At 64.0% G+C, this 23,086-nt stretch carries 21 protein-coding genes; 13 read left to right on the forward strand and 8 right to left on the reverse strand.

Going from position 1 to position 23,086, the window contains the following annotated elements:
• Nucleotides 1-187: 187 nt before the first annotated feature.
• The 3 genes from hrcA (at nt 188) to ACYVNQ_RS26720 (ending at nt 3,014) form a co-directional block, all read left to right on the forward strand.
• Nucleotides 188-1,219: a heat-inducible transcriptional repressor HrcA gene (hrcA, locus tag ACYVNQ_RS26710; protein WP_460906494.1), complete on the forward strand. Its 1,032-nt coding sequence runs from the start codon at nt 188-190 to the stop codon at nt 1,217-1,219.
• Nucleotides 1,220-1,391: 172 nt separating this feature from the next.
• Nucleotides 1,392-2,462: a ferrochelatase gene (gene hemH, locus ACYVNQ_RS26715; RefSeq protein ID WP_460906497.1), complete on the forward strand. Its 1,071-nt coding sequence runs from the start codon at nt 1,392-1,394 to the stop codon at nt 2,460-2,462.
• A 144-nt stretch (nt 2,463-2,606) separates the two neighbouring features.
• On the forward strand, nt 2,607-3,014 hold the full coding sequence (locus ACYVNQ_RS26720) for an RNA-binding S4 domain-containing protein (RefSeq protein ID WP_460906499.1): 408 nt from the start codon (nt 2,607-2,609) through the stop codon (nt 3,012-3,014).
• Here ACYVNQ_RS26720 and ACYVNQ_RS26725 read toward each other — a convergent pair.
• Nucleotides 2,986-3,147, reverse strand: coding sequence for a hypothetical protein (locus tag ACYVNQ_RS26725; protein ID WP_460906501.1), 162 nt, complete (start codon nt 3,145-3,147; stop codon nt 2,986-2,988). The two genes, ACYVNQ_RS26720 and ACYVNQ_RS26725, sit on opposite strands and share 29 nt — an antisense overlap.
• Nucleotides 3,148-3,524: 377 nt before the next feature.
• Here ACYVNQ_RS26725 and grpE point away from each other — a divergent pair, with 377 nt between their 5' ends.
• From grpE to pabB, 5 genes are all read left to right on the forward strand, one after another.
• Entirely contained in the window at nt 3,525-4,094 is a 570-nt protein-coding gene (gene grpE, locus ACYVNQ_RS26730; protein ID WP_460907703.1) for a nucleotide exchange factor GrpE, read from the forward strand.
• A gap of 35 nt (nt 4,095-4,129) precedes the next feature.
• Nucleotides 4,130-4,525: a thioredoxin family protein gene (locus tag ACYVNQ_RS26735; protein ID WP_460906503.1), complete on the forward strand. Its 396-nt coding sequence runs from the start codon at nt 4,130-4,132 to the stop codon at nt 4,523-4,525.
• 164 nt (nt 4,526-4,689) lie between these two features.
• A complete protein-coding gene (dnaK, locus tag ACYVNQ_RS26740) occupies nt 4,690-6,636 on the forward strand; it encodes a molecular chaperone DnaK (RefSeq protein WP_460906505.1) in 1,947 nt (648 codons plus the stop codon).
• A 253-nt stretch (nt 6,637-6,889) separates the two neighbouring features.
• Nucleotides 6,890-8,026, forward strand: a complete 1,137-nt coding sequence (gene dnaJ / locus ACYVNQ_RS26745; RefSeq protein WP_460906507.1) for a molecular chaperone DnaJ — start codon at nt 6,890-6,892, stop codon at nt 8,024-8,026.
• 34 nt (nt 8,027-8,060) lie between these two features.
• A complete protein-coding gene (gene pabB / locus ACYVNQ_RS26750; RefSeq protein ID WP_460906509.1) occupies nt 8,061-9,932 on the forward strand; it encodes an aminodeoxychorismate synthase component I in 1,872 nt (623 codons plus the stop codon).
• Nucleotides 9,933-10,031: 99 nt separating this feature from the next.
• On the opposite strand, the gene panB is transcribed toward pabB, so the two are convergent.
• Genes panB through ACYVNQ_RS26785 form a run of 7 tightly spaced genes read right to left on the reverse strand, consistent with a single transcriptional unit; the run spans nt 10,032 to nt 16,398 of the window.
• On the reverse strand, nt 10,032-10,847 hold the full coding sequence (gene panB / locus ACYVNQ_RS26755; protein ID WP_460906511.1) for a 3-methyl-2-oxobutanoate hydroxymethyltransferase: 816 nt from the start codon (nt 10,845-10,847) through the stop codon (nt 10,032-10,034).
• A 31-nt stretch (nt 10,848-10,878) separates the two neighbouring features.
• On the reverse strand, nt 10,879-11,577 hold the full coding sequence (locus ACYVNQ_RS26760; RefSeq protein WP_460906513.1) for a deoxynucleoside kinase: 699 nt from the start codon (nt 11,575-11,577) through the stop codon (nt 10,879-10,881).
• On the reverse strand, nt 11,574-12,119 hold the full coding sequence (gene folK, locus ACYVNQ_RS26765) for a 2-amino-4-hydroxy-6-hydroxymethyldihydropteridine diphosphokinase (protein WP_460906515.1): 546 nt from the start codon (nt 12,117-12,119) through the stop codon (nt 11,574-11,576). The genes ACYVNQ_RS26760 and folK overlap by 4 nt, the downstream gene beginning before the upstream one ends.
• Nucleotides 12,120-12,171: 52 nt before the next feature.
• Nucleotides 12,172-13,824: a polynucleotide adenylyltransferase PcnB gene (gene pcnB / locus ACYVNQ_RS26770; protein ID WP_460906517.1), complete on the reverse strand. Its 1,653-nt coding sequence runs from the start codon at nt 13,822-13,824 to the stop codon at nt 12,172-12,174.
• Nucleotides 13,821-14,507 (reverse strand): histidinol-phosphatase, encoded by a 687-nt coding sequence (locus ACYVNQ_RS26775; protein ID WP_460906519.1) that lies wholly within the window; start codon nt 14,505-14,507, stop codon nt 13,821-13,823. Before ACYVNQ_RS26775 ends, pcnB begins: the two co-directional genes overlap by 4 nt.
• Nucleotides 14,508-14,532: 25 nt before the next feature.
• A complete protein-coding gene (gene hda / locus ACYVNQ_RS26780) occupies nt 14,533-15,267 on the reverse strand; it encodes a DnaA regulatory inactivator Hda (RefSeq protein WP_460906521.1) in 735 nt (244 codons plus the stop codon).
• A 54-nt stretch (nt 15,268-15,321) separates the two neighbouring features.
• The gene (locus tag ACYVNQ_RS26785; RefSeq protein ID WP_460906523.1) at nt 15,322-16,398 is read right to left on the reverse strand and encodes an AI-2E family transporter; all 1,077 of its coding nucleotides are present in this window, start codon (nt 16,396-16,398) and stop codon (nt 15,322-15,324) included.
• A gap of 153 nt (nt 16,399-16,551) precedes the next feature.
• Between ACYVNQ_RS26785 and purM the strand changes: the two genes are divergently transcribed.
• The 5 genes from purM to ACYVNQ_RS26810 all read left to right on the forward strand — a co-directional run bounded on the left by purM (nt 16,552) and on the right by ACYVNQ_RS26810 (nt 23,056).
• The gene (gene purM / locus ACYVNQ_RS26790; RefSeq protein ID WP_460906525.1) at nt 16,552-17,607 is read left to right on the forward strand and encodes a phosphoribosylformylglycinamidine cyclo-ligase; all 1,056 of its coding nucleotides are present in this window, start codon (nt 16,552-16,554) and stop codon (nt 17,605-17,607) included.
• Nucleotides 17,608-18,143: 536 nt separating this feature from the next.
• Entirely contained in the window at nt 18,144-20,285 is a 2,142-nt protein-coding gene (locus ACYVNQ_RS26795) for an FUSC family protein (protein ID WP_460906527.1), read from the forward strand.
• Between the two features lie 43 nt (nt 20,286-20,328).
• Nucleotides 20,329-20,538 carry a DUF1656 domain-containing protein gene (locus ACYVNQ_RS26800; protein WP_460906529.1) on the forward strand — a complete coding sequence of 70 codons (210 nt, stop codon included), beginning with the start codon at nt 20,329-20,331 and terminating at the stop codon, nt 20,536-20,538.
• Entirely contained in the window at nt 20,535-21,551 is a 1,017-nt protein-coding gene (locus ACYVNQ_RS26805) for an efflux RND transporter periplasmic adaptor subunit (protein ID WP_460906531.1), read from the forward strand. The genes ACYVNQ_RS26800 and ACYVNQ_RS26805 overlap by 4 nt, the downstream gene beginning before the upstream one ends.
• Nucleotides 21,548-23,056: an efflux transporter outer membrane subunit gene (locus tag ACYVNQ_RS26810; protein ID WP_460906533.1), complete on the forward strand. Its 1,509-nt coding sequence runs from the start codon at nt 21,548-21,550 to the stop codon at nt 23,054-23,056. Before ACYVNQ_RS26805 ends, ACYVNQ_RS26810 begins: the two co-directional genes overlap by 4 nt.
• Nucleotides 23,057-23,086 lie beyond the last annotated feature (30 nt).

Below are 23,086 nucleotides of genomic sequence, written 5' to 3' on the forward strand. Positions count from 1 at the left end.
AACGCACACCGGCGTGCACCCGATTATCGTTAGAATGGTGAAGCGTTGATGACAGCCGCGTGCAACCACGCGCGCGGCTAGCGGGACGCAGCCTGCGCGCTGGCGCGCAGCAAGGCGCCGGCGGTCGCACGCGGCCGGTACGGTTAATGCTCGCTGCGGCAACCCTGTTAGGCTAAAATTTTTCCTCATGCTAGATCCCCGCGCACAAACCCTCCTGAAAACGCTGATCGAGCGATATATCGCCGAAGGTCAGCCGGTCGGCTCGCGCACGTTGTCGCGATATTCCGGGCTCGAGTTGAGCCCGGCCACGATCCGCAACGTGATGTCCGACCTGGAGGAGCTGGGTCTGGTCGTCAGTCCGCATACGTCGGCTGGCCGTATTCCGACGCCACGCGGCTACCGGCTGTTCGTCGACACGATGTTGACAGTCGAATCCGCCGCCGACGAAGAAGCGCTCACGCGCGTCGTGCAAAAGACGCTGCAGGCAACGCTGCAGGGCGGCGAGCCGCAGAAGATCGTCGCCGCAGCGGCGAGCGTGCTGTCCAATCTGTCGCAGTTTGCCGGTGTCGTGCTGACCCCGCGGCGCAGCCACATGTTCAAGCAGATCGAGTTCATGCGCCTGTCCGACAAGCGCATTCTGCTGATCATCGTGACGCCGGAAGGCGACGTGCAAAACCGCATTCTTGCCACCCAACGCGATTTTTCCCCGGCGCAGCTGATCGAGGCCTCCAATTACATCAACGCGCATTTCGCCGGACTGTCGTTCGACGAGGTGCGGCGCCGGTTGCGCGAAGAAATCGACCAGTTGCGCGGCGACATGACGGCCCTGATGCACGCGGCGGTAACCGCCAGCACCGATGAAACCGATACCGGCGAAACCGTGCTGATTTCCGGCGAGCGCAAGCTGCTCGAAGTGGCGGACCTGTCGTCGGACATGGCGCGCCTGCGCAAGCTTTTCGATGTATTCGACCAAAAGACCAGCCTCCTTCAGTTGCTCGACGTATCGAGTCACGCACAGGGAGTGCAGATTTTCATCGGCGGCGAATCGAATCTCGTGCCGATCGAGGAAATGAGCGTGGTGACCGCGCCGTATGAAGTGAACGGCACGATCGTGGGCACGCTCGGCGTGATCGGGCCGACGCGGATGGCGTACAGCCGCGTGATTCCGATCGTCGATATCACTGCGCGCCTGCTTTCGACCACGCTTAGCCAGCAGTGAACTTACTGCACCTGCATGCGCGGCATGCAGTGCAATGCCGGACACCATGATGCGTCGCCGCACGCGCGTTGCCAATTAGCCGGATGGCCGACTTTCGGTCGCATGGCGCGCCGCTATAATGGCCCTCACCTGAACCGTCGCCGCGACCCACGCGGCCTTTTGTGCCAACCCTATGCGCTTCGATCTCGAGCGGCCTTTGCAGTCTGCTGTCGCACATCGCGTCGCAGTCTTGCTGATCAATCTCGGCACGCCCGATGCGCCTACGCCGGGTGCTGTGCGCCGCTATCTCGCGCAGTTCCTGTCCGATCCGCGGGTGGTCGAAATTCCGGCGCTGCTGTGGCAGATCATCCTGCGCGTGTTGATTTTGCCGTTTCGCAGCCGCGCGTCGGCGAAGAAGTACGCGGCGGTGTGGATGCCGGAGGGCTCGCCGCTGCGAGTGCATACAGAGAAGCAGGTCGAAGGTTTGCGCCATCTGCTGCACCTGAACGAATACGCAGTGCTGGTCGAATACGCGATGCGCTACGGCACGCCCGACATTCCCGCGATGCTGAACCAGTTGAAGCTGGCAGGCGCCGAGCGGGTACTGCTGATGCCGATGTACCCGCAATATTCGTCGTCGACCACGGCCACCGCGTTCGACGCGGCGTTCGGCGCGCTGAAGCGGATGCGTAACCAGCTCGAGATACGCACGGTGCGTCAGTATGCGGATCATCCCGCGTATATTTCGGCGCTCGCGGCGCAAGTGCATCATGACTGGCACGTGCACGGCCGTCCCGATTTCGCGGCGGGCGACAAGCTGGTGCTGAGTTTTCACGGCGTACCCAAACGTACGCTCGACCTGGGCGACCCGTATCACGAGCAATGTCAGCAAACGGCGGCCTTGCTGATGCATGCGCTTGCGCTGACGCCGGTCGAGTGCCGCGTAACGTTCCAGTCGCGCTTCGGCAAGGCCGAATGGCTGCAGCCTTATACGGCGCCGACGGTGAAGGAATTGGGCGCTGCGGGCGTGCGGCGGGTCGATGTGTTTTGCCCGGGGTTCACGGCCGATTGCCTCGAGACGGTCGAGGAGATCGGCATGGAAGTGCGCGCGGAATTCATGCAGGCGGGCGGCAAGGAGTTTCATGCGATACCCTGCCTGAACGCATCGTCGGCGTGGATTGCCGCATTGGGCGAGATCGTGGCGCAGCATCTGCAGGGGTGGCCGGTTCAGGCGGCTGCGCCGCAAGCAGCGGTTGCATCCTGAGCGGGCGGCACAAACTGGGCGACAGGCGTGTCTTGCCGGACGCCCGCCGCACTACTGGCAACAGGCACCTCGACTACAGTACTTGTCCGATGGTTTTTCTCACGCCAAGGTGCGCTTTTGCACGCAGAAGCATTTGAGCGATCGATGAACTACAAGATTCTGACTGAACCGGGTGCGCGGTTGCGCATCGATAAATGGCTTTGGGCAGCGCGCTTTTTCAAGACGCGCTCGCTGGCCGCCGACGCGGTCGAAAAAGGCCACGTCCGAATCGGCGGCGTCGCAGTCAAGCCGGCCAAAGAAGTGCGCGTCGGCGACCGGGTTGAGATCGAGATCGAACGGGTTGTCTGGGAGATCGAGGTGCTGGGCGTGTGCGATGTACGCGGTCCGGCGCCGGTTGCACAGTCGCTCTATGCGGAAACCGACGACAGCAAGGCAAAACGGCAGGTGGAACTGGAGCGGCGCAAGCGCTTTCCGGAGCCGGCGGCCGCGTTGCACGGCCGGCCGACGAAGCGCGACCGGCGGGTTATCGACAAACTTTCAGGTGGGGATTGAACAGCTGTTCCATCGTGGCGTGCACGCCGCCGTATTCGGTGGTGTGATCGTTGACGGCGCCGGACATGCAGATGGTGGTGGTTCCCGCAATGAGCACCAAGGCGAGCACCGAGATTGCGAAGGTCAGTTTCATGGCACTCCCCTCGGAGATCAGCAATGGAAACGGGCGATTCGATTCACTGGCAGTAATGGATACGTCAGATTAGGGTAAACATGTCTTTTCCGACGTTTTCAAGGAGTTTAGGCCACTCGCGAATCGCGCTCAATCTCAATATGATGGCGGGCTAGTAATGGTTGTTACGAGCCATTTCCTTTGCCCTGCCGAGGTGCGAAAAAGGGCTGGCCACGGCTTGAAACCGGCGTGTTGGCCCTTATCTGCACCGCTGCCGGGCGGTGATAGTGTTGCTGTTTCGCAACGCACAATGCAGGCGGTCGGCCTCCCGCGAGTTAGCGGTTAGCCAGCCGATTGCAGCCGCTTCTGTTTTTATTCTTCTATCGACTTTCAGCGACATGGAAAACACGCAAGAGAATCCGACGAGCCAGAATCCCACGCCCGCCGATGACGCCGCGCGCCAGGCCGCCGACGCGGCTCGCGGGGCCCAGCCAGAAACGGGTGAAGCGCAAGCTGGCGTAGATGCCGCGCTCGCCGAGGCTCAGGCAAAGGTTGCCGATTTGCAGGAGAGCTTTCTGCGCGCCAAGGCCGAGACCGAGAATGTGCGCCGTCGCGCGCAGGAAGACGTTGCCAAGGCGCACAAGTTTGCGATCGAGACGTTTGCCGAGCATTTGCTGCCGGTCATCGACAGCCTGGAGGCAGCGGTAGCGCACTCGTCCGACGACCTCGTCAAGGTTCGCGAAGGCGTCGAGCTGACGCTGCGCCAGTTGGCCGGTGCGCTGGAGAAAGGGCGCGTGATTGCAATCAATCCGGTTGGCGAGAAGTTCGATCCGCATCGCCATCAGGCCATTTCGATGGTGCCGGCCGAGCAGGAGCCGAATACGGTTGTCGCGGTGCTGCAGAAGGGCTATGTGATCAGCGACCGGGTGCTGCGTCCGGCGCTTGTCACGGTCGCACAGCCGAAGTAATCCGCGCGTACCCTCTGGTATTGGCAATCCGTCTTATGGCTAACGTTCCCGTCGACGCCTCCGCTTTTGCCGCTTTCGACATGCAGGAAGTGAGCGCCGAAAGCATCGACGCGGCGCTGCAGTCGGCCGGCGACGAACTGGCGGTGGTGTTCTTCTGGGGTTACGACTGCTTCAATTGCGAGATCGCCAAGAAGGCGATGCTGGCGCAGCCGGAAGCGATTCGGGCGCTGGGTCTGCGCTGGTTTCACGGCAACGTTTATGAGCATCGCGAACTGGGGCGCCGTTTCGTGCTGCACGGAGTGCCCACGTGGTTTTTCTTCCATCGCGGCAAGCGTCTTGGCCGGGCAACCGGCTGGCACGGTCTCGCGCAGTTCGAGGCAGCCGTAGCGGCCGCGCATGAGAAAATCCGCGCCGCAAGCGCGGGCGATTGAAAAAATTTAAAGACCGCATTGGGTTAAAGGTCTTGAAAACGATGCGGACGCACTCACTTTGAGTGCAGGTATGAATTGAGGGGCGGGACGGCCGTCGGCCACAAGCCTGGAGTCAGGCGCCACGGGCGTTTTCCGCTGCGATCAAAGTCAGGAGATTAGTAAAAATGGGCAAAATCATTGGTATCGACCTTGGCACCACGAATTCGTGCGTGGCGCTGATGGAAGGCAATCAGGTCAAAGTGATCGAAAACTCGGAAGGCGCCCGCACCACGCCCTCGATCATCGCGTACATGGACGACAACGAAGTTCTCGTGGGCGCGCCTGCCAAACGCCAGTCGGTCACCAACCCGCGGAACACGCTGTTCGCAGTCAAGCGCCTGATCGGTCGCCGCTTCGAAGAGAAGGAAGTGCAGAAGGACATCGGCCTGATGCCGTACAAGATCGTCAAGGCTGAAAACGGCGATGCATGGGTCGAAGCGCACGGCGAGAAGCTCGCACCGCCGCAAATCTCGGCGGAAGTGCTGCGCAAGATGAAGAAGACCGCTGAAGACTACCTGGGCGAGCCGGTCACCGAAGCTGTGATCACCGTGCCGGCGTACTTTAACGACAGCCAGCGTCAGGCCACCAAAGATGCGGGCCGCATTGCCGGCCTCGAAGTGAAGCGGATCATCAACGAGCCGACGGCTGCTGCGCTCGCGTTCGGTCTGGACAAGGCCGAAAAGGGCGACCGCAAGATTGCGGTGTTCGACCTGGGCGGCGGCACGTTCGACATCTCGATTATCGAAATCGCGGATGTGGACGGCGAAATGCAGTTCGAAGTGCTGTCGACCAACGGCGACACGTTCCTCGGCGGTGAAGACTTCGACCAGCGCATCATCGATTACATCATCGGCGAGTTCAAGAAAGAGCAGGGCGTCGACCTGTCGAAAGACGTGCTCGCGCTGCAGCGCCTGAAAGAAGCCGCTGAAAAGGCGAAGATCGAGCTGTCGTCGGGCCAGCAGACCGAAATCAACCTGCCGTACATTACGGCGGACGCGTCGGGTCCGAAGCACTTGAACCTGAAAATCACGCGCGCCAAGCTGGAAGCGCTGGTTGAAGATCTGATCGAGCGCACGATGGAACCGTGCCGCGTCGCGATCAAGGATGCAGGCGTGAAGGTCGGCGAAATCGACGACGTGATCCTCGTCGGCGGTCAGACCCGTATGCCGAAGGTGCAGGACAAGGTCAAGGAATTCTTCGGCAAGGAACCGCGTCGCGACGTGAACCCGGACGAAGCCGTGGCCGTGGGCGCCGCGATCCAGGGCCAGGTGCTGTCTGGCGACCGTAAGGACGTGCTGCTGCTCGACGTGACGCCGCTGTCGCTGGGTATCGAAACGCTCGGCGGCGTGATGACGAAGATGATCAACAAGAACACCACGATCCCGACGAAGCACGCGCAAGTGTATTCGACGGCCGACGACAGCCAGTCGGCGGTGACGATCAAGGTGTTCCAGGGCGAACGCGAAATGGCAGCAGGCAACAAGCTGCTCGGCGAGTTCAACCTGGAAGGCATTCCGCCCGCACCGCGCGGCGTGCCGCAGATCGAAGTGAGCTTCGACATCGACGCGAACGGCATTCTGCACGTCGGCGCGAAGGACAAGGCAACCGGCAAGGAAAACCGCATCACGATCAAGGCGAACTCGGGTCTGTCCGAAGCCGAGATCGAGAAGATGGTGAAGGATGCGGAAGCGAACGCCGAAGAAGACCACAAGCTGCGTGAACTGGCCGATGCCCGCAATCAGGGCGACGCACTGGTGCACAGCACGAAGAAGGCTGTCGCGGAATACGGCGACAAGCTCGACGCCGGTGAGAAGGAAAAGATCGAAGCAGCGCTGAAGGATCTCGAAGAAACGCTGAAGAACAACGCGTCCGACAAGGCCGCGATCGAAGCGAAGATCGAGACCGTGTCGACCGCATCGCAGAAGCTCGGCGAGAAGATGTACGCCGACATGCAGGCCGCGCAAGGCGCAGCCGGCGCGGCAGCGGGTGCAGCAGGTGCGGAAAGCGCAGCATCCGGCGACAAGACCGACGATGTGGTCGACGCCGACTTCAAGGAAGTGAAGAAGGACTAAGCCGGGTTGCAATCCGACCATCGCCGCGTGTACCCGAACTGTGCACGCGGCGCGGCTGTAAGACGTGCGGCGCCCCAGCGCCGCCGGATATCGCGCCTGGCGAGCCTTTACGGCTCTCCGGGCACATTTGTTTTATAACGGGCACGGTTTTGCGGCGCCGCACGGCGCGCGAAGCCGGCGCTGCGCGGGTCGCAAGACTCCGGCATTCACGAGGAGCCGCCGCGTCATGGTGCACGGCGGGCGTTGAAGCGATATGGCGAAACGGGATTACTACGAGGTTCTGGGCGTCGCGAAGAACGCGAGCGACGAAGAAATCAAGAAGGCTTATCGCAAGCTGGCGATGAAGTTTCACCCTGACCGCAATCCGGATAGCAAGGACGCGGAAGAGCATTTCAAGGAAGTCAAAGAAGCCTATGAAATGCTGTCGGATTCGCAAAAGCGTGCCGCGTACGACCAGTACGGCCACGCTGGCGTAGATCCGAACATGGGCGGAGCAGGCGCGCAAGGCTTCGGCGGTTTCGCCGATGCGTTCGGCGATATCTTCGGCGATATCTTCGGCCAGGCCGCGGGCGGCGCTGCGCGCGGCGGCCGTGCCGGCCCGCAGGTCTACCGCGGTGCCGACCTGCGCTACAGCATGGAAATCACGCTCGAGCAGGCGGCACACGGTTACGACACGCAGATTCGCGTGCCGAGCTGGGTGTCGTGCGGCGTCTGTCACGGTTCCGGCGCGAAGCCCGGTACCAAGCCGGAAACCTGCCCGACCTGCAGCGGCTCGGGCACGGTGCGGATGTCGCAAGGCTTCTTCAGCATCCAGCAGACCTGTCCGAAGTGCCATGGCACCGGCAGCTATATTCCTGAGCCTTGCACGAACTGCCACGGCGCGGGCAAGACCAAGGAAACCAAGACGCTCGAAGTGAAGATTCCGGCGGGCATCGACGACGGCATGCGCATTCGCTCGGCCGGCAACGGCGAGCCGGGCATCAACGGCGGTCCGTCGGGCGATCTGTACGTCGAGATTCACATCAAGCCGCACTCGGTGTTCGAGCGCGACGGCGACGACCTGCATTGCCAGATGCCGATTCCGTTCACCACGGCGGCGCTGGGCGGTGAGATCGAAGTACCGACGCTGGCCGGCCGCGCGAGTTTTACCGTGCCCGAAGGCACGCAGTCCGGCAAGACGTTCCGCTTGCGTGGCAAGGGCATCAAGGGTCTGCGCTCGAGCATCGCCGGCGATCTGTACGTGCACGTGCAGGTCGAGACGCCGGTCAAGCTTACCGAAGGGCAGCGCGATCTGCTGCAGCAATTCGAGAAGTCGCTGGTCGAAGGTGGGGCACGCCATAGTCCGCAAAGCAAGAGCTGGTTTGATCGGGTCAAGAGCTTTTTCGACTAACCTTCGAACTAGGGCAATTTGAAGTTCGGGGACTATGACGGCCGATGACAGGAATGCGGTGTTCGCATTACTCGATGACTGCAACTCGACTGCCGCTCGCCGTTCGAGCCGTCTTTACACGGGCTTTCGCCATGAACACGCGTGTACCGACGCCGCGCAGCTCGATGCAGTGTGCGAGGCCGTCGCGCAGGACATGCGCCGTGGCTTGCACGCGGTCGTACTAGCCGACTACGAATTCGGCCGCAAACTGGTGCTGAACAACGAAACGCAGCGTGGCGATGCCACGCTGCGTTTTTTATTGTTCGAGCAATGCTCGAAGCTGTCGCGCGACGAAGTGGACATATGGCTCGTGCAGCGCGACAGCGGTGCGGTCGAGCCGACCGTGGCGGGCACCGGCGGCCTGCAGGCGAGCGTCGATTACCCCGAATTCAAACACGCGATCGCCGCCATTCACGACGCATTGCGCGCCGGCGATTCGTATCAGATCAACTACACGTATCGGCTTGGATTCGACGTGTTCGGGCCACCGGCCGCGCTGTACCGGCGCCTGCGTGCGCGCCAGACGGTGCAGTTCGGTGCGCTGATCGCGCTACCGGAAGGCCGCTGGGTGTTGTCGTGTTCGCCCGAGCTCTTTATCGAGAAGAAGGGGGCCACCTTGCGCACGCGCCCGATGAAGGGCACCGCGCCGCGTTCGCGCGACCCGGATACCGATCGCGCCGCCGCCGACTTCCTCGCGCACGACCCAAAGAATCGCGCCGAAAACGTGATGATCGTCGACCTGCTGCGCAACGATCTGTCGCGCGTGGCGGAAACGGGCACGGTCAAGGTACCGGCGCTGTTTTCGGTCGAAGCCTATGAGTCGGTGTGGCAGATGACGTCGACGGTTACCGCGCAACTGCGCGCCCGCACGTCGTTCGCCGACATCCTGCGCGCGCTCTTTCCGTGCGGCTCGATCACCGGCGCGCCGAAGCACCACACGATGCAGTTGATCGAGCAACTCGAGACCACCCCGCGCGGCCTGTACACGGGCGCGATCGGTTGGCTCGACGCGCCGCCGCTGTCTGCTGCGCCATCCGTGCCACGCTGTGGCGACTTTTGCCTGTCGGTCGCGATCCGCACGCTGACGCTCGAGAACGAGTTATCCACGGGCCGCTGCCATGGAACCCTGGGCATTGGCGCCGGCATCGTGCTGGACAGCGTCCCGAACGACGAATACGCGGAGTGCAAATTGAAGGCACGTTTTCTGACCGAAGCCGACCCCGGCTTTCAGATATTCGAGACGATGTACGCGACCTTTGAGGCGGGCGTCAGGAATGTCGAGCGTCATTTCGCGCGGCTCGCGTCGAGCGCGACGTGGCTGGACTTCCGCCTTGATCAGGCCGACGCGCAGGCGCGGCTAGCTGCCCAATGCAGTGCGCTGCCACCGGGCGTGCCGCACCGGATGCGGCTCACGCTCGACAAGGGCGGCGTCATCGAGATCACAGCGGCGCCACTGGTGCCGCTCGCGGACCAAACCGTCGGGGTGTTGCTCGGCCCGGAGCATGGCTTTGCCGACGTCCAGTCGCACGACCCGTTGCTGCTGCACAAGACGACGCGCCGTGCCGAATACGATCGCGCATGGCGCGAAGCCGAAGCGAAGGATGCATTCGACACGCTGTTCTTCAACGAGCGCGGCGAGCTAACTGAAGGCGGCCGCTCGAACGTGTTCGTGAAGCTGGACGACCGCTGGTGGACCCCGCCGCTTGCGTCGGGCGTGCTGCCCGGTGTGATGCGCGGCGTGTTGCTCGACGATCCGGCGCTAGGCGCCGCCGAGCGCATTCTGACGCGCGACGACGTGCTCAATGCGCAAGCGCTACTGATTTGCAACGCATTGCGCGGCGCGCTGCCGGCGCGCATCGTCCGTTAGACGAGGCACAAACCAGACGACGCAGCAGACGCAGCACGGCGGCAGCGGGGCCAACCATCAAACCGCTACACCGCCCGCCGCACCACCCTCAACAACCTCTCAAAACGTATGCTCAGCAGAAGGAAAGATCCCATCTTTCACTTCACGCACATACCCCTCGACGGCCGCGAGAATACTGGACGAGCCCTGCATGAAATCCTTCACAAAGCGCGGCCGCTTGCCGGGGAAAATGCCGAGCATGTCATGCAGCACCAGCACTTGCCCGGAACAGTCGAGCCCTGCGCCGATCCCGATGGTCGGAATCTTCAACTGACGGGTGGTTTCACCGGCAAGGCGCGACGGAATCGCTTCCATCACCAGCAACTGCGCGCCGGCGTCCTGCAGCGCACGCGCATCGCACAGTAGCCGGCCCGCTGCCGCCTCGGTCTTGCCCTGCACCTTGAAGCCGCCGAACGCATGCACCGATTGCGGCGTGAGCCCAATATGGCCGCACACCGGAACCGCGCGCTCAACAAGGAACCGCACCGTCTCCGCGAGCCACTCGCCGCCTTCGAGCTTGACCATCTGCGCGCCGGCGCGCATCAACTGCGTGGCGCTCGCAAACGCGTCGGCAGGCGTGCCATAGGTGCCAAACGGCAAGTCCGCGACGATCAGCGCCGACGGCTGCGCGCGCGCGACACACGCCGTGTGATACGCGATATCGGTCAACGTCACCGGCAGCGTCGTCACCTGGCCTTGCAGCACGTTGCCGAGCGAATCGCCGATCAGCAGCGAGTCGACACCCGCGCGATCGAGCAGCGACGCGAAGCTTGCGTCGTAGCAGGTGAGCATGGCGATCTTTTCACCGGCTTCGCGCATTGCCTGGAGTTTCGGGACCGTAATCGCGCTACGGCTCGCTTCCTGCAAGTAGGTCATGGTCAATCCGTGGGAAAGGGGGAAGGCCGCGCTACAGCGTCGTGCCTTTGACGAAGAATTCCTTGCGGCCGCGCATCGTCTCGATACGTTCGACCAGCAGCTCGAGATCGGCGTTCGATTCGAGCGGATTCAGGTGTTCGGTGTTGACGGTCAGCACGGGCGCGCCGTCGTAGTGATAGAAAAACTGGTTGTACGCGTCGCACAGCGCGCGCAGATACGCATCGGTGATCTGCAGCTCCATCGGTACCGCGCGCTTCTGGATGCGCTCGAACAGCACTTCGGGGCTTGCCTGCAGATAAAGCACGAGATCCGGCGCCGGGCCCGGCGCTTCGAGCCGCCTCGCGAGCGCGTGGTACAGCTGCCACTCGTCTTCCTTCAACGTGAGCCGCGCGAAGATACCGTTCTTCTGCGTCATGAAATCGGTGACGAGCGGCGTGCCCGCCGCATGCAACGCGCCGATTTCCTGCACCTGTTGCGCACGCTGCAGCGCAAAGCTCAACTGCACGTGCAGCGCATAGCGCGCGGTATCGCGATAGAAACGATCGAGAAACGGATTGTCCTGCGGCCGCTCAAACATCGCGTGCATCGACCACCGTTGCGCGAGCCGCTCCGCCAGCGAGGTCTTGCCGACGCCGATCGGCCCTTCGATCGCGATGTACGCGTGCGGCGGACGCGTATCCGGCGCAGTAACGGTAAGCGGAGCGGACGACGCGAACGGCGAAGCACTCATGGGCAGCCGCCCCGATCGGATTCCTTGCTGCCGCTTATCGCGCCAAGCAACGGACATTGGCACGCTGCTTTGACCTTCTCGATACGCTGCTCAGCCACCGCCGGCAAGAAATCCTGCGCACGCCCGCGCTGCGGAATGATCAGCGACTCGTCGAGCTCGATCAACGGCACCAGCGCGAACGCGCGCTCGGTGAGCCGCGGATGCGGCACGGTCAGATCCGGCTCGTCGATGCAATGCTCGCCGTACAGCAAGATGTCGATATCGAGCGTGCGTGGCGCGTTGCGAAACGGCCGTTCACGGCCGAAGTGATGTTCGATCTTGTGACACAGCGCGAGCAAATGCCGCACCGGCAACGCCGTATCGAGTTTCACGGCGAGGTTGAAATAATCGTCGCCGCCCGCGTCGATGGGGGCAGTGCGATACAAACTGGACTTCGCGAGCACGGCGACAGCGTGCTGCTGCGCGAGGCACACTACTGCGTCTTTCAGGGTCTGGCGCGGATCCCCTAGATTCGCGCCGAGACCCAGATAGGCAACCGTCATGGCGTCACTTCCTACAACTTGCGTTCGACGGCTTCCACCGGAACCGCGTCAGTCAGTCTTCGTGTGTGCCACCACCGTTCGGGTTCCCGTCCGGGTCCCGATGCGGGTTCACGTCGTCTGCTTCGCGGTTTCCTGTGGGCGTGCCGCCCTCCATTCCGTCGCCCGTCTTGCGGCTTCTGGCGCTACCTCCGCGCCGCCGTCGTTTTTTGGGCGTCCGGTCCTTCCCGCCTTGCGTGAGCAAGGTCTCACGCGCGGCAGCGTCTCCGTCGATAAATTCGGTCCACCACGCGGCGACCGATTGATCCAGTTCGCCTGACTCGCAGCGCAACAGGAGGAAATCATACCCCGCTCTAAATCTTTGGTGTTCGAGCAGCTTCAGCGCGCTGCGGCCGGAACGGCGCTCGAGACGCAGCTGCAGCCCCCAGATCTCGCGCATATCGGCCGAAAAACGCTTATGGATGGCGAGCTTCTCGGTCTGCATGTCGAGCACGTCATCCATCGCGTGATGCAGGGCCGGCACCGGAAATTCACCGTTCGCTTCGTATTGCTGCCAGCGCTGCTGCACGTCGTGCCACAGCAGCGTGGCGAACAGGAAGCCCGGCGAAACCGGCTTGCCGGCCGCCACGCGCGCATCGGTCTTGTTCAGCGCGAGCGAGATAAAGCGCTCGCCGTGCGGCTGCTCGAGCACCACGTCGAGCAGCGGCAGCAGGCCGTGATGCAGGCCTTCCTTACGCAGTTGCTGCAGGCAGGCGAGCGCGTGGCCCGACAGCAGCAGCTTCAGCATTTCGTCGAACAGGCGCGCGGCCGGCACATTGTTGATCAGATCGGCAAGCGACTGGATCGGCGCGCGCGTGTGCGCTTCGATTTCGAAGTCGAGCTTCGCCGCGAAGCGCACCACGCGCAGCATGCGCACCGGATCCTCGCGAAAGCGCGTGGTCGGGTCGCCGATCATCCGCAACAGACGCGCGCGCACATCGGCCATGCCGTTGTGATAATCGAGCACGGTCTGGGTGGCCGGATCGTAATACATCGCGTTGATCGTGAAGTCGCGACGCGTCGCGTCTTCGTGCTGCTCGCCCCACACGTTGTCGCGCAGCACGCGGCCGCTTGCATCGACTGCATGGGTGCGGCGATCAAGCTCGTCGCGCTTGAGGCGCCTAGGCGGCGCGGCGTCGGCCGGCGGCGGATCGACCAGCGCGCGGAAGGTCGAGGTTTCGATGATTTCCTGGCCGAACTGCACGTGCACGATCTGAAAGCGCCGGCCGATGATGCGCGCGCGGCGGAACAGCTTCTGCACCTGTTCGGGCGTCGCATCGGTGGCCACGTCGAAGTCTTTCGGCGCAATCCCGAGCAGCAGATCGCGCACCGCGCCGCCGACGATAAACGCGCGAAAGCCCGCTTGCTGCAGGCCTTCGGTAACGCGAATCGCATTGCGGGAGATCAGCGTGGGGTCGATGCCGTGGATGTCCGACGGAATGATCACCGGCACGTCGGGCACGTTCGGCAGACCGGCTTCGGCTGCGCTCTGTGCGGCGCCGCGCGCCGGCTTGCGGCGGCTGCGGGTGGCGGCAGCGGTGCCGCGTGCGGCCGCGCTATCGGCAGCCTGGGCGGCCTCTGCGGTGGTTTCGTCCGTGTTCGTGGCGGCGGTCTCGTCGGTGGAGGCCGGTTCCTGTCCGAACAGCTTGCGAATGAGTTTTTTGATCACGTGGGTTGGAATAGTTCGAGAATGCGCCAGCCTTGAGCTTCGGCATGCGCGCGCAGCGTGTCGTCGGGATTGGTCGCGATCGGGTCGGTGACTTTTTCGAGCAGCGGGATATCGTTATGCGAATCGCTGTAGAAATAGCTGCGCTCGAAGTCGGACCACGTCTTGCCAAGCGATGCGAGCCACGCTTCGGTGCGCACGATCTTGCCCTCGCGGTAGCTCGGCGTGCCGGTCGGCCGGCCGGTGAAAGCCGACGCCGGATGGCCGTCGACGGTTTCCACTTCGCAGGCAATCAGCTTGTCTACGCCGAACACCTGCGCGATCGGCCCAGTGATGAATTCGTTGGTGGCGGTGACCATGCAGCACAGGTCGCCGGCTTCGCGGTGCTGGCGCACCAGCGCCATTGCGGCCGGCACGATGGTCGGCGTGATCACCTCGTGCATGTACTGGTCGTGCCACGCTTTCAGCTGCTCGCGCGAGTACTTCGCGAGCGGCGTGAGCATGGCCACGAGGTATGCATGAATGTCGAGCTTGCCGGCTTTGTAGTCGGCGAAGAAGCGATCGTTTTCGCGTGCGAAGCTTTCAGCATCGACGATGCCGAGTTTCACCATGAAGCGGCCCCATTCGTGGTCGCTGTCGGTGGGGATGAGCGTGTGATCGAGGTCGAAGAGTGCAAGGTTAGCCATGGGGGCCCATTTTACTTGAAGCGGATCATGCGGTCGGCTGACGGGGGCTGTCGGCGCCGCCGTCGGCGTTGGGCGACGCGAGCATCGTGCGCAACAGCGGCAGCGTCACCGCGCGTTTCTGCTCGAGCGAGAAGCGGTCGAGCGCGTCGAGCAGCGCCATCAGGCTCGGCATGTCGCGCCGGAAATGCGTGAGCAGGTAGGCGGGCACGTCGTCGGCCAGCGCGATGCCGCGCTCGCGCGCCGCGTGCTTCAGCACCGCGGCCTTGCCTTCGTCCGACAGCGGCGCGAGATGGAACACCAGCCCCCAGCCAAGCCGCGTGCGCAGGTCTTCACGCACCGCGAGGCCGATCGGCGCCGCGTTGCCGGTGGCGACCAGCGCACTCGCCGGATGCGCGCGCACTTCGTTGAACAGATTGAACAGCGCAATCTGCTGCGACGCGGACAGGCTGTCGCAATCGTCGATCGCATACAGCGCGACGCGCGGGTCGAAGCCGAACGCATCGAGGCTGCTGTGCGGGCCCGCATAGCGCGCATGGCCGGGCGGCGCCTCATGCACCAGCGCCTGCAGCAGGTGCGTGCGGCCGCTGCCGGTCTCGCCCCACACGTAGAACGTGCGGTCCGCGAGCGGCCCGGCGGTGAGCGCGGCGTCGAGCCCGCGCAGGCGGGTAACGAGTTCGTCGTTCCCGCCGGCGAAAAAATTGTCGAAGGTCGATGGCGGCGGCGTGCCGAGATCGAGCGTGAGTTGACGCAGCACGTTCAAATCGATATGAGAGAGCCGGAATACCTGAGAAAGCGTGACAAGCTCAGGTTCCGCTCAGTTTCTATAAAGGGAGCTCGACAGATAGCCTTGCCGTAATTCGCGCCACGCGACCGACAGCATCGCACTCACTGGCAGCGCGAGCAGCACGCCGAAAAAGCCGAACAGTTGCCCAAACGCGAGCAACGCGAAGATCACCGCGAGCGGATGCAGGCCGATGCGCTCGCCAACCAGACGCGGCGTCAGGATAAAGCTTTCGAGAATCTGTCCGACGCCATACACCAGCGCGACCGCACCGAGACCATACCAGCTGCCGAACTGCAGGCCGGCCGCAATCAGCGCGAGCACGAGGCCGGTCGCAAAACCGACATACGGAATGAACACCGCGAGCCCGGTGAAAATGCCGACCGGCAGCGCGATTTCGAAGCCAGCCACCCACAACGCAATCGAGTAGTAGACCGCGAGCACGCCCATCACCAGCAACTGGCCGCGCAAGTACTGCGACAGCATCTGGTCCATGTCCTGCGACAGCCGGATGGTCTTCACGAGCCAGCGGCGCGGGATGAAATGCTTGATGCGCGTGAGCATCGCGTTCCAGTCGTACAACAGATAGAACAGCACGAGCGGCACCATCACGAGATTGCCGACGAGGCTGATCATCACGTTGCCGCTGGTACGGATCGACGTCCATGCGTAGCCGGCGATGGTTTGCGCGCTACCTTCGAGCTGGCTGGTGACCATATCGCGCACGCTGGCGAAATCGAGCGAATCGCCCAGCCCGAGCATGATCAGCTTGGGCTTTAACCACGCATTCAGATGCACGAAGAGCCCCGGCACCTGCTGGCGCAACTGCGGCACCTCTTTCTGCACGACCACCAGCACCAGCAGCACCAGCAGGGTGACCATCAGCGTGAAGAACAGCATCATCAGCAGCGCGGCGAGACTGCGCGGCACGCGCCGGCGGGTGAGCCACGAGACACCCGGATGCAGGATGTAGGCGAGAATCGCGCCGAGCAGAAACGGCGTGAGCACGGGGCTCAACAGCCAGATCAGGAGGCCGACGATGAGCGCGATCGCACACCAGATAAAGGCGCGGCGCTGGTACGGCGAAAAAATCGGAGCGTTTTGCTGCAATGTAATGGTTCCCTGGCTTGAGCCTTGTTGGTGACCGCGCCGAGGCTGCGCGGCGCGGTCTGAGGATCGCCCTTGAGCTGACGTGGGCGAAATCCAGCCCGTGGGCCGGCATCAGGTAAAATCGCATTTTACCGACCTTCTCGCTCGTTCCTTATGAATCAACCGAAATCCGCTCCTGACGCCCAAGGTTTGTCGTATCGCGACGCCGGCGTGGACATCGAAGCGGGCGATGCGCTCGTCGATGCGATCAAGCCCTTTGCCAAGAAAACGCTGCGCGATGGCGTGCTGGCAGGCATCGGTGGATTCGGCGCGCTGTTCGAGGTGCCGAAAAAATACCGCGAACCGGTTCTGGTATCGGGCACCGACGGCGTCGGCACGAAACTGAAGCTGGCCTTCATGCTGAACCGGCACGACACGGTCGGCCAGGATCTGGTCGCGATGAGCGTCAACGACATCCTCGTGCAAGGCGCCGAGCCGCTGTTCTTCCTCGATTATTTCGCGTGCGGCAAGCTCGAAGTGGGCACCGCGGCAACCGTGGTCAAAGGCGTCGCCTATGGCTGCGAACTGGCGGGCTGCGCGTTGATCGGCGGCGAAACCGCTGAAATGCCCGGCATGTACCCGGACGGCGAATACGACCTCGCGGGCTTCGCGGTCGGCGCGGTCGAAAAGAGCAAGATCATCGACGGCACCACGATTGCCCCGGGCGACGTGGTGCTGGGTCTGGCGTCGAGCGGCGTGCATTCGAATGGCTACTCGCTGGTGCGCAAGATCATCGAGCGCGCGCAGCCGGACCTCAACGCCGATTTCGACGGCCGCCCGCTTGCCGATGCGCTGATCGCGCCCACCCGCATCTACGTGAAGCCGCTGCTCGCGCTGATGGAGCAGCTGACGGTGAAGGGCATGGCGCACATCACCGGCGGCGGTCTGGTGGAAAACATTCCGCGCGTGCTGCAGCCTGGCCTGACCGCCGAGCTCGATCATCGCGCATGGCCGCTGCCGCCGCTGTTCGCATGGCTGCAGAAGCACGGCGGCGTCGCGGATGCCGAAATGCATCGCGTGTTCAACTGCGGCATCGGCATGGCGGTGATCGTGTCGGCGCAGGACGCGCAGGCGGCGATCGGGTTGTTGTCCGCTGCGGGCGAGCAGGTGTGGAAGATCGGTACCGTGCGGCAAAGCAACGAAGGCGAAGCGCAAACGGTGGTGATCTGAAAATCTGAAGTAAAGCTGTAAGGTCCGACGCCGACGGCGCGCGTTTCATACGCGTGCTGCCCGCGTCGACCGGCACTGCGTTCGGCGTGCAGTCATTGGCGTGCAGTCGTCAGCCTCCGATCATCGGCGTGCAATATCGGCGTGCATTCCTGCCGCCAACTTCCTTCCGGATTCCTTCCAGCTTCCCAGCGCGTCGTAACTTCCTTCGCCGCGCGCGATGCCCGCAACGTGCTTCGTCAGGACGGCTGCGCGCGTATCAACTTTCTTCCTACTGCAATATCAGCCGCTTGTCCATTGTGTCGGCACTCGCCAGCAGTGTGGCAACGCACGATTGCAGCGCGGCTCAACTGCGGATAGATTCGCCGAATGCCCGGTGTCTTTCGATAAAAGCGTGCGATTGGAAAATGGCAGTGCGCTGTAGAAAGCAGGTTTTCGTTTAACAGCACAGACTTCCCCAACCCGGTAAAGTCGGGTGAGTTGCGTCGCATTCGCCTGGCGAAAAGCCAGCCTGCCGTAGCACCTGCAATCCGGTTTCCATGAACTTTCCGTCGGCTAACGACTGGCTGTTTTCAGTCAAGACCTTTGCCGCGGCGATGCTCGCGTTGTATATCGCGCTCGCCGTACCGCTGCCGCGTCCGTACTGGGCGATGGCAACGGTCTACATCGTGGCCAACCCGTTCGTCGGCGCAACGCGTTCGAAGGCGCTGTTCCGGGCTCTCGGCACGGCGCTCGGCGCGTCCGCCGCGGTGCTGCTGGTGCCGCCATTCGTCGAATCGCCGTATCTGTTCAGCGCGCTGGTCGCGCTATGGACCGGTTCGATGCTGTACATGTCCTTGTCCGACCGTACCGCGCGTTCCTATGTGTTCCTGTCGGCCGGCTTCACGCTACCGCTGATCGCGCTGCCAACCGTCACGCATCCAACCACCATCTTCAACGTCGCGATCGCGCGCACTGAAGAGATCACGCTCGGCATCGTCTGCATCAGCATCGTCGGTTCGATCGTGTTTCCGAACAAGCTCGGCCCGACGCTGACCGCGCGTACCGATGCGTGGTTCGCCGACGCGGCTCAGGCGCTGCGCGACGCGCTGCAGGGCAAGGTCGAGTCGGCCGTGATGTTGCCGCGCCAGCAGCGGCTCGCCGCGATCGTCAAGCAGCTCGACGTACTGTTGAGCCAGCTCGCCTACGATCATGCGAGCCCGAAGGTGCTCGAGCGCGGCTATTCGCTGAAGGAGCGCATGCAGGTGTTCCTGCCGGTGCTGTCGACGCTGACCGACCCGCTGAGCGCGTTCCGGCATTCTGCGGCGGCGGCGCGGGTGCCGCAGTTCGAGCCGCTGATCACCGAGGTCGTCAGGTGGGTCAATGCACCGCGGCGCGGCCGCCAGGACGCGCCCGAAAGCGACCCCGAGGCGACCAGCCTGCGCGCGCACATCGCCGCACTGCGGCTCGCGCCGCCGGCCGGGCTGTCGACCTGGGACGGCGCGCTGCTGTCGAACGCGCTATGGCGCGTGCAGCAGGTGATCGACATCTGGCAGGACTGTCATGCGCTGCGTGCGCTGATCGACCATCCCGAAGGCACGTGGCAGCCGCGTTATCGCTATCGCCACTGGCTGCTGGCCGGCGACCGCTTCTATGTCGACCACACGTTCATGGTTATCTCGGCGCTCGCGGCGATGGGCTTCATCATGGTCGCCTCGAGTCTGTGGATCGAGTCGGGCTGGCACGACGGCGCGAGCGCGGTGTCGCTCGCAGCGGTCGCGGTGTGTTTCTTCTCGGGTCTCGACGAGCCGGCGCCGGCGATCTATCGCTTCTTCATCGCCACCTTCATTTCGATCATCGCGTCGGGCATCTTCCTGTTCGTGCTGCTGCCGCACGTGCAGCAATTCGAAATGCTGGTGCTGACCTTCGCCGGGCCGTTCATCCTGGTCGGCACGCTGATGGTGTATCCGCAGTTCAGCCAGATCGCGATCCTGGTCGGGCTGTTCACGGCAACCTTCCTCAGCCTGAGCGGCTCGTACGATGCGAACGTGCCGGACTTCATCAACAACAATCTCGCGGTGCTGGCCGGCCTGATCTTCGCGTTCGTGTGGACTCGCGTGACGCGGCCGTTCGGCGTCGAGATCGCGGCGCAGCGGCTGTTGCGCTCGACATGGGCAGACGTCGCGCGCGCCGCAGGGCCGCTGCCGGTCGATGACGAGCGGACCTTTTTTTCGCGCATGGTCGACCGTCTGATGCAGCTGCTGCCGCGCCTCGCGACCTCTGGCCCGCACCATCACCCATCGATCGAGACGTTTCGCGATTTGCGCGTTGCGTCGAATGCGTTCGACCTGCGCCACTTTCGCGACAGCGTGACGACCGACGTGACATCGGTGATCGACGACGTGCTCGCCAACGTCAGCGCGTATTACGAGCTGTGTATCGCGAAGCGCAAACGCCAGCCGGTGCCGCCCGCGATGGTCGATGCGATCGATGTGGCCGTCGAGCGCATTGCCGAGCGCAGCCGGCCGGCGCCGGGCACCCCAGGCGCTTCGGTTACGCCTGGTGTCCCGCCCGAAGTGCCGAGCTTTTCAGCGGAGATCCGGCTGCGCGACGCGCTGCACGCGCTGGTCGGCCTGCGCCTGTCGATGGCGCCGCCGACGCTGAAAGTGCCGGCGCGGCTGGACTCGCCGGGTGCCCGATGAATGCCGCTAAGCTTTGTTCACCCACGCAGCGTACAAGGCAGTCATGATCGGTGAAATCAACATTCTCGGCGTGTTTGTACCAGCGGTGCTGGTGCTGATGCTGCTCGCGTATGTGATCAAGCGCGTGCTGGTCACGTTGCTCGCGCTGACGGGGATTTACCGGTTCGTCTGGCATCGCGCGATGTTCGACCTTTGCCTGTACATATTTATCTTCGGCGCCATCGTCGCCTTTTCCAGACGGTTTATCGCGTGAAACGTTTCTCTTTCTTCTCGGTGCTGTTCTCGCTCGTCGTGGCCGTGCTGGCCGCGCTCGTGCTGTGGAAAGTGATCGACTATTACATGTTCTCGCCATGGACCCGCGACGGCCGCGTGCGCGCCGACGTGATCCAGATCGCGCCCGACGTATCCGGCTGGATCACCGACATTCACGTGGTCGACAACCAGATGGTCAAGAAAGGCCAGGTGCTGTTCGTGATCGATCAGGCGCGCTACTCGCTCGCGCTGCGCGAAGCGATCGCCACCCAGGCGCGGCGCCGCGCGACCTACGACGAGGCCCGCCGCGAGGATACGCGCAACCGCAAGCTGGGCGAACTGGTGGCCGTCGAGACCACCCAGGCGAGCCAGGCGCGCACCGACGAGGCGCGCGCCGAGCTCGATGAAGCGGGCGTCGCGGTCGATACCGCGCGGCTGAACCTGCAGCGCACCACGATCGTGAGCCCGGTCGACGGCTATGTGAACGACCGCGCGCCGCGTTTGGGCGAATACGCGACGGCGGGCAAGGCGGTGCTGTCGGTGGTGGATCTGCACTCGTTTCGCGTCGACGGATATTTCGAGGAAACCAAGCTGCGGCACATCCATATCGGGCAGGTGGTCGATATCGACGTGATGGGCGAACCGGCGTTGTTGCGCGGGCACGTGGTCAGTATCGTCGCGGCGATCGAAGACCGCGATCGCGAGAACAGCCCGTCGAATCTGCTGCCGAACGTCGATCCGGCGTTCAGCTGGGTGCGGCTCGCGCAGCGCATTCCGGTGCGCGTCGCGCTCGACGAGGTGCCGGACGATTTCCGCATGATCGCCGGACGCACCGCAACGGTGGCGATTCGCGGCGCGGAACCGCGCATTCTCGGCTCGCGGGTGTGGGGGGAGAAACCGGCGGCGTCGGCGCCGGTTGGGCAGTCGGCATCGGCGACGGCATCGGCATCGGCGGTCGGTGCGGCAGCCGACTCGTCGACGCGGCGCGCCGCTCCCGCAGGGGCCGCGCAATGAACCCGGCGAGCGCGTGGCGGCTGACCCGGCGCGCGACGCTATGCGCCATGCTCGGCGCGCTCGCCAGCGCCTGCACGGTCGGCCCCGACTACTCGCTGCCGAAAACCGCACTGGTCAACGCGCCGTACGCGAACGCGCCGATCGACGGCTCGAACGATCCGCTGGTCACGCAGCAGCCGGTGCCGCCGAACTGGTGGCGGCTCTACGACGACCCGGTGCTGGACGAACTGGTCGAGAGCGCGCTCGCCGAAAACCGCGACCTGCGCGTGGCGGTCGCGAATCTCGCCGCGTCGCGCGCCGAAGTACAGTTCGCGCGCGAGCAGGGCGGCTTCTCCGGAAATACGACGGACGGTGTAGCGCGCTCGCAGCTTTCCCCCGAACAGTACCTGGTGCCGAGCAACAAACTGCCGCCGTTCACGCTGGCGGAGCTTGGCGTCAGCGTGTCGTACGAAATCGACCTGTTCGGCAAGCTCAGACGCGGCGTCGAAGCCGCGAAGAGCGACGACGACGCAGTCGAAGCGGCGCGCGACCTCGTGCGCATCACGATCGTCGCGGACGTGGTGCGCTCGTACGTCGAGTCGTGCGCGGCAGCGGAGGAGCTCGACATCGCACGGCAATCGCTGGCGCTCGACAAGGAACGGCTCGACGTGTCGCGCCGTTTGCAGCGCGCGGGCCGCGGCAACGTGCCGGACGTCACGCGCGGCCAGACCGAAGTCGAGACGACCAACGCGCAGATTCCGCAGTTCACGGCGCGCCGCAAGGTCGCGCAATATCGCCTCGCGATGCTGCTGGCGCGTGCGCCCGACGCGTTGCCGCCGGCTGCGCTGAACTGCACGAAGCTGCCGCAGGTGAGCCAGCCGATTCCGGTCGGCGACGGCGCCGCGCTGCTCAAGCGCCGGCCCGACGTGCGCGAGGCGGAGCGCAAGCTGGCCGCGTCGACGGCGCGCATCGGCGTGGCCACGTCGGCGCTGTACCCGACCGTCAGCCTGGGCGCGAATGCCGGCTTCTCGGGGCTCACGTCCGATATCGGCACGGCGCCGACCGCGTTCTGGTCGTTCGGGCCGCTGATCAGCTGGCAGTTTCCGGTCAACGGCCAGCGCGCGAAGGTACGCCAGGCCGAGGCGCAGACGGCCGGCGCGCTCGCGCGTTTCGATTCGGTGGTGCTCAACGCACTGCGCGAAACGCAGTCCGCGCTGACCACCTACAGCGCGGACTATGCGCGCGCAGATGCGTTACGTACGGCGGCGGCTTCGGCGAAAAAGTCGGCGGGCGAGACGCATCAGCTGTACACGCAAGGCCGCGAGTCGTTCATCTCCGATCTCGATGCGACGCGTACGCTGACCACGGTCAATGCACAGGTGGCGGCGGCGGAATCGACGGTGGCGGTCGACCGGGTGAACCTGTTTCTCGCGCTCGGTGGAGGATGGCAGGAAGAGGAGGCGGCAGCGGGGGCGCAGAGCGGCGCTGCGGGCACGCCGGCCTCGCTGGGGGCCGCTGCCGAGTAACGCGCCGGGCGGCATTACAGGCGCGCTCAG

It is taken from the genome of Paraburkholderia jirisanensis, from assembly GCF_054782355.1.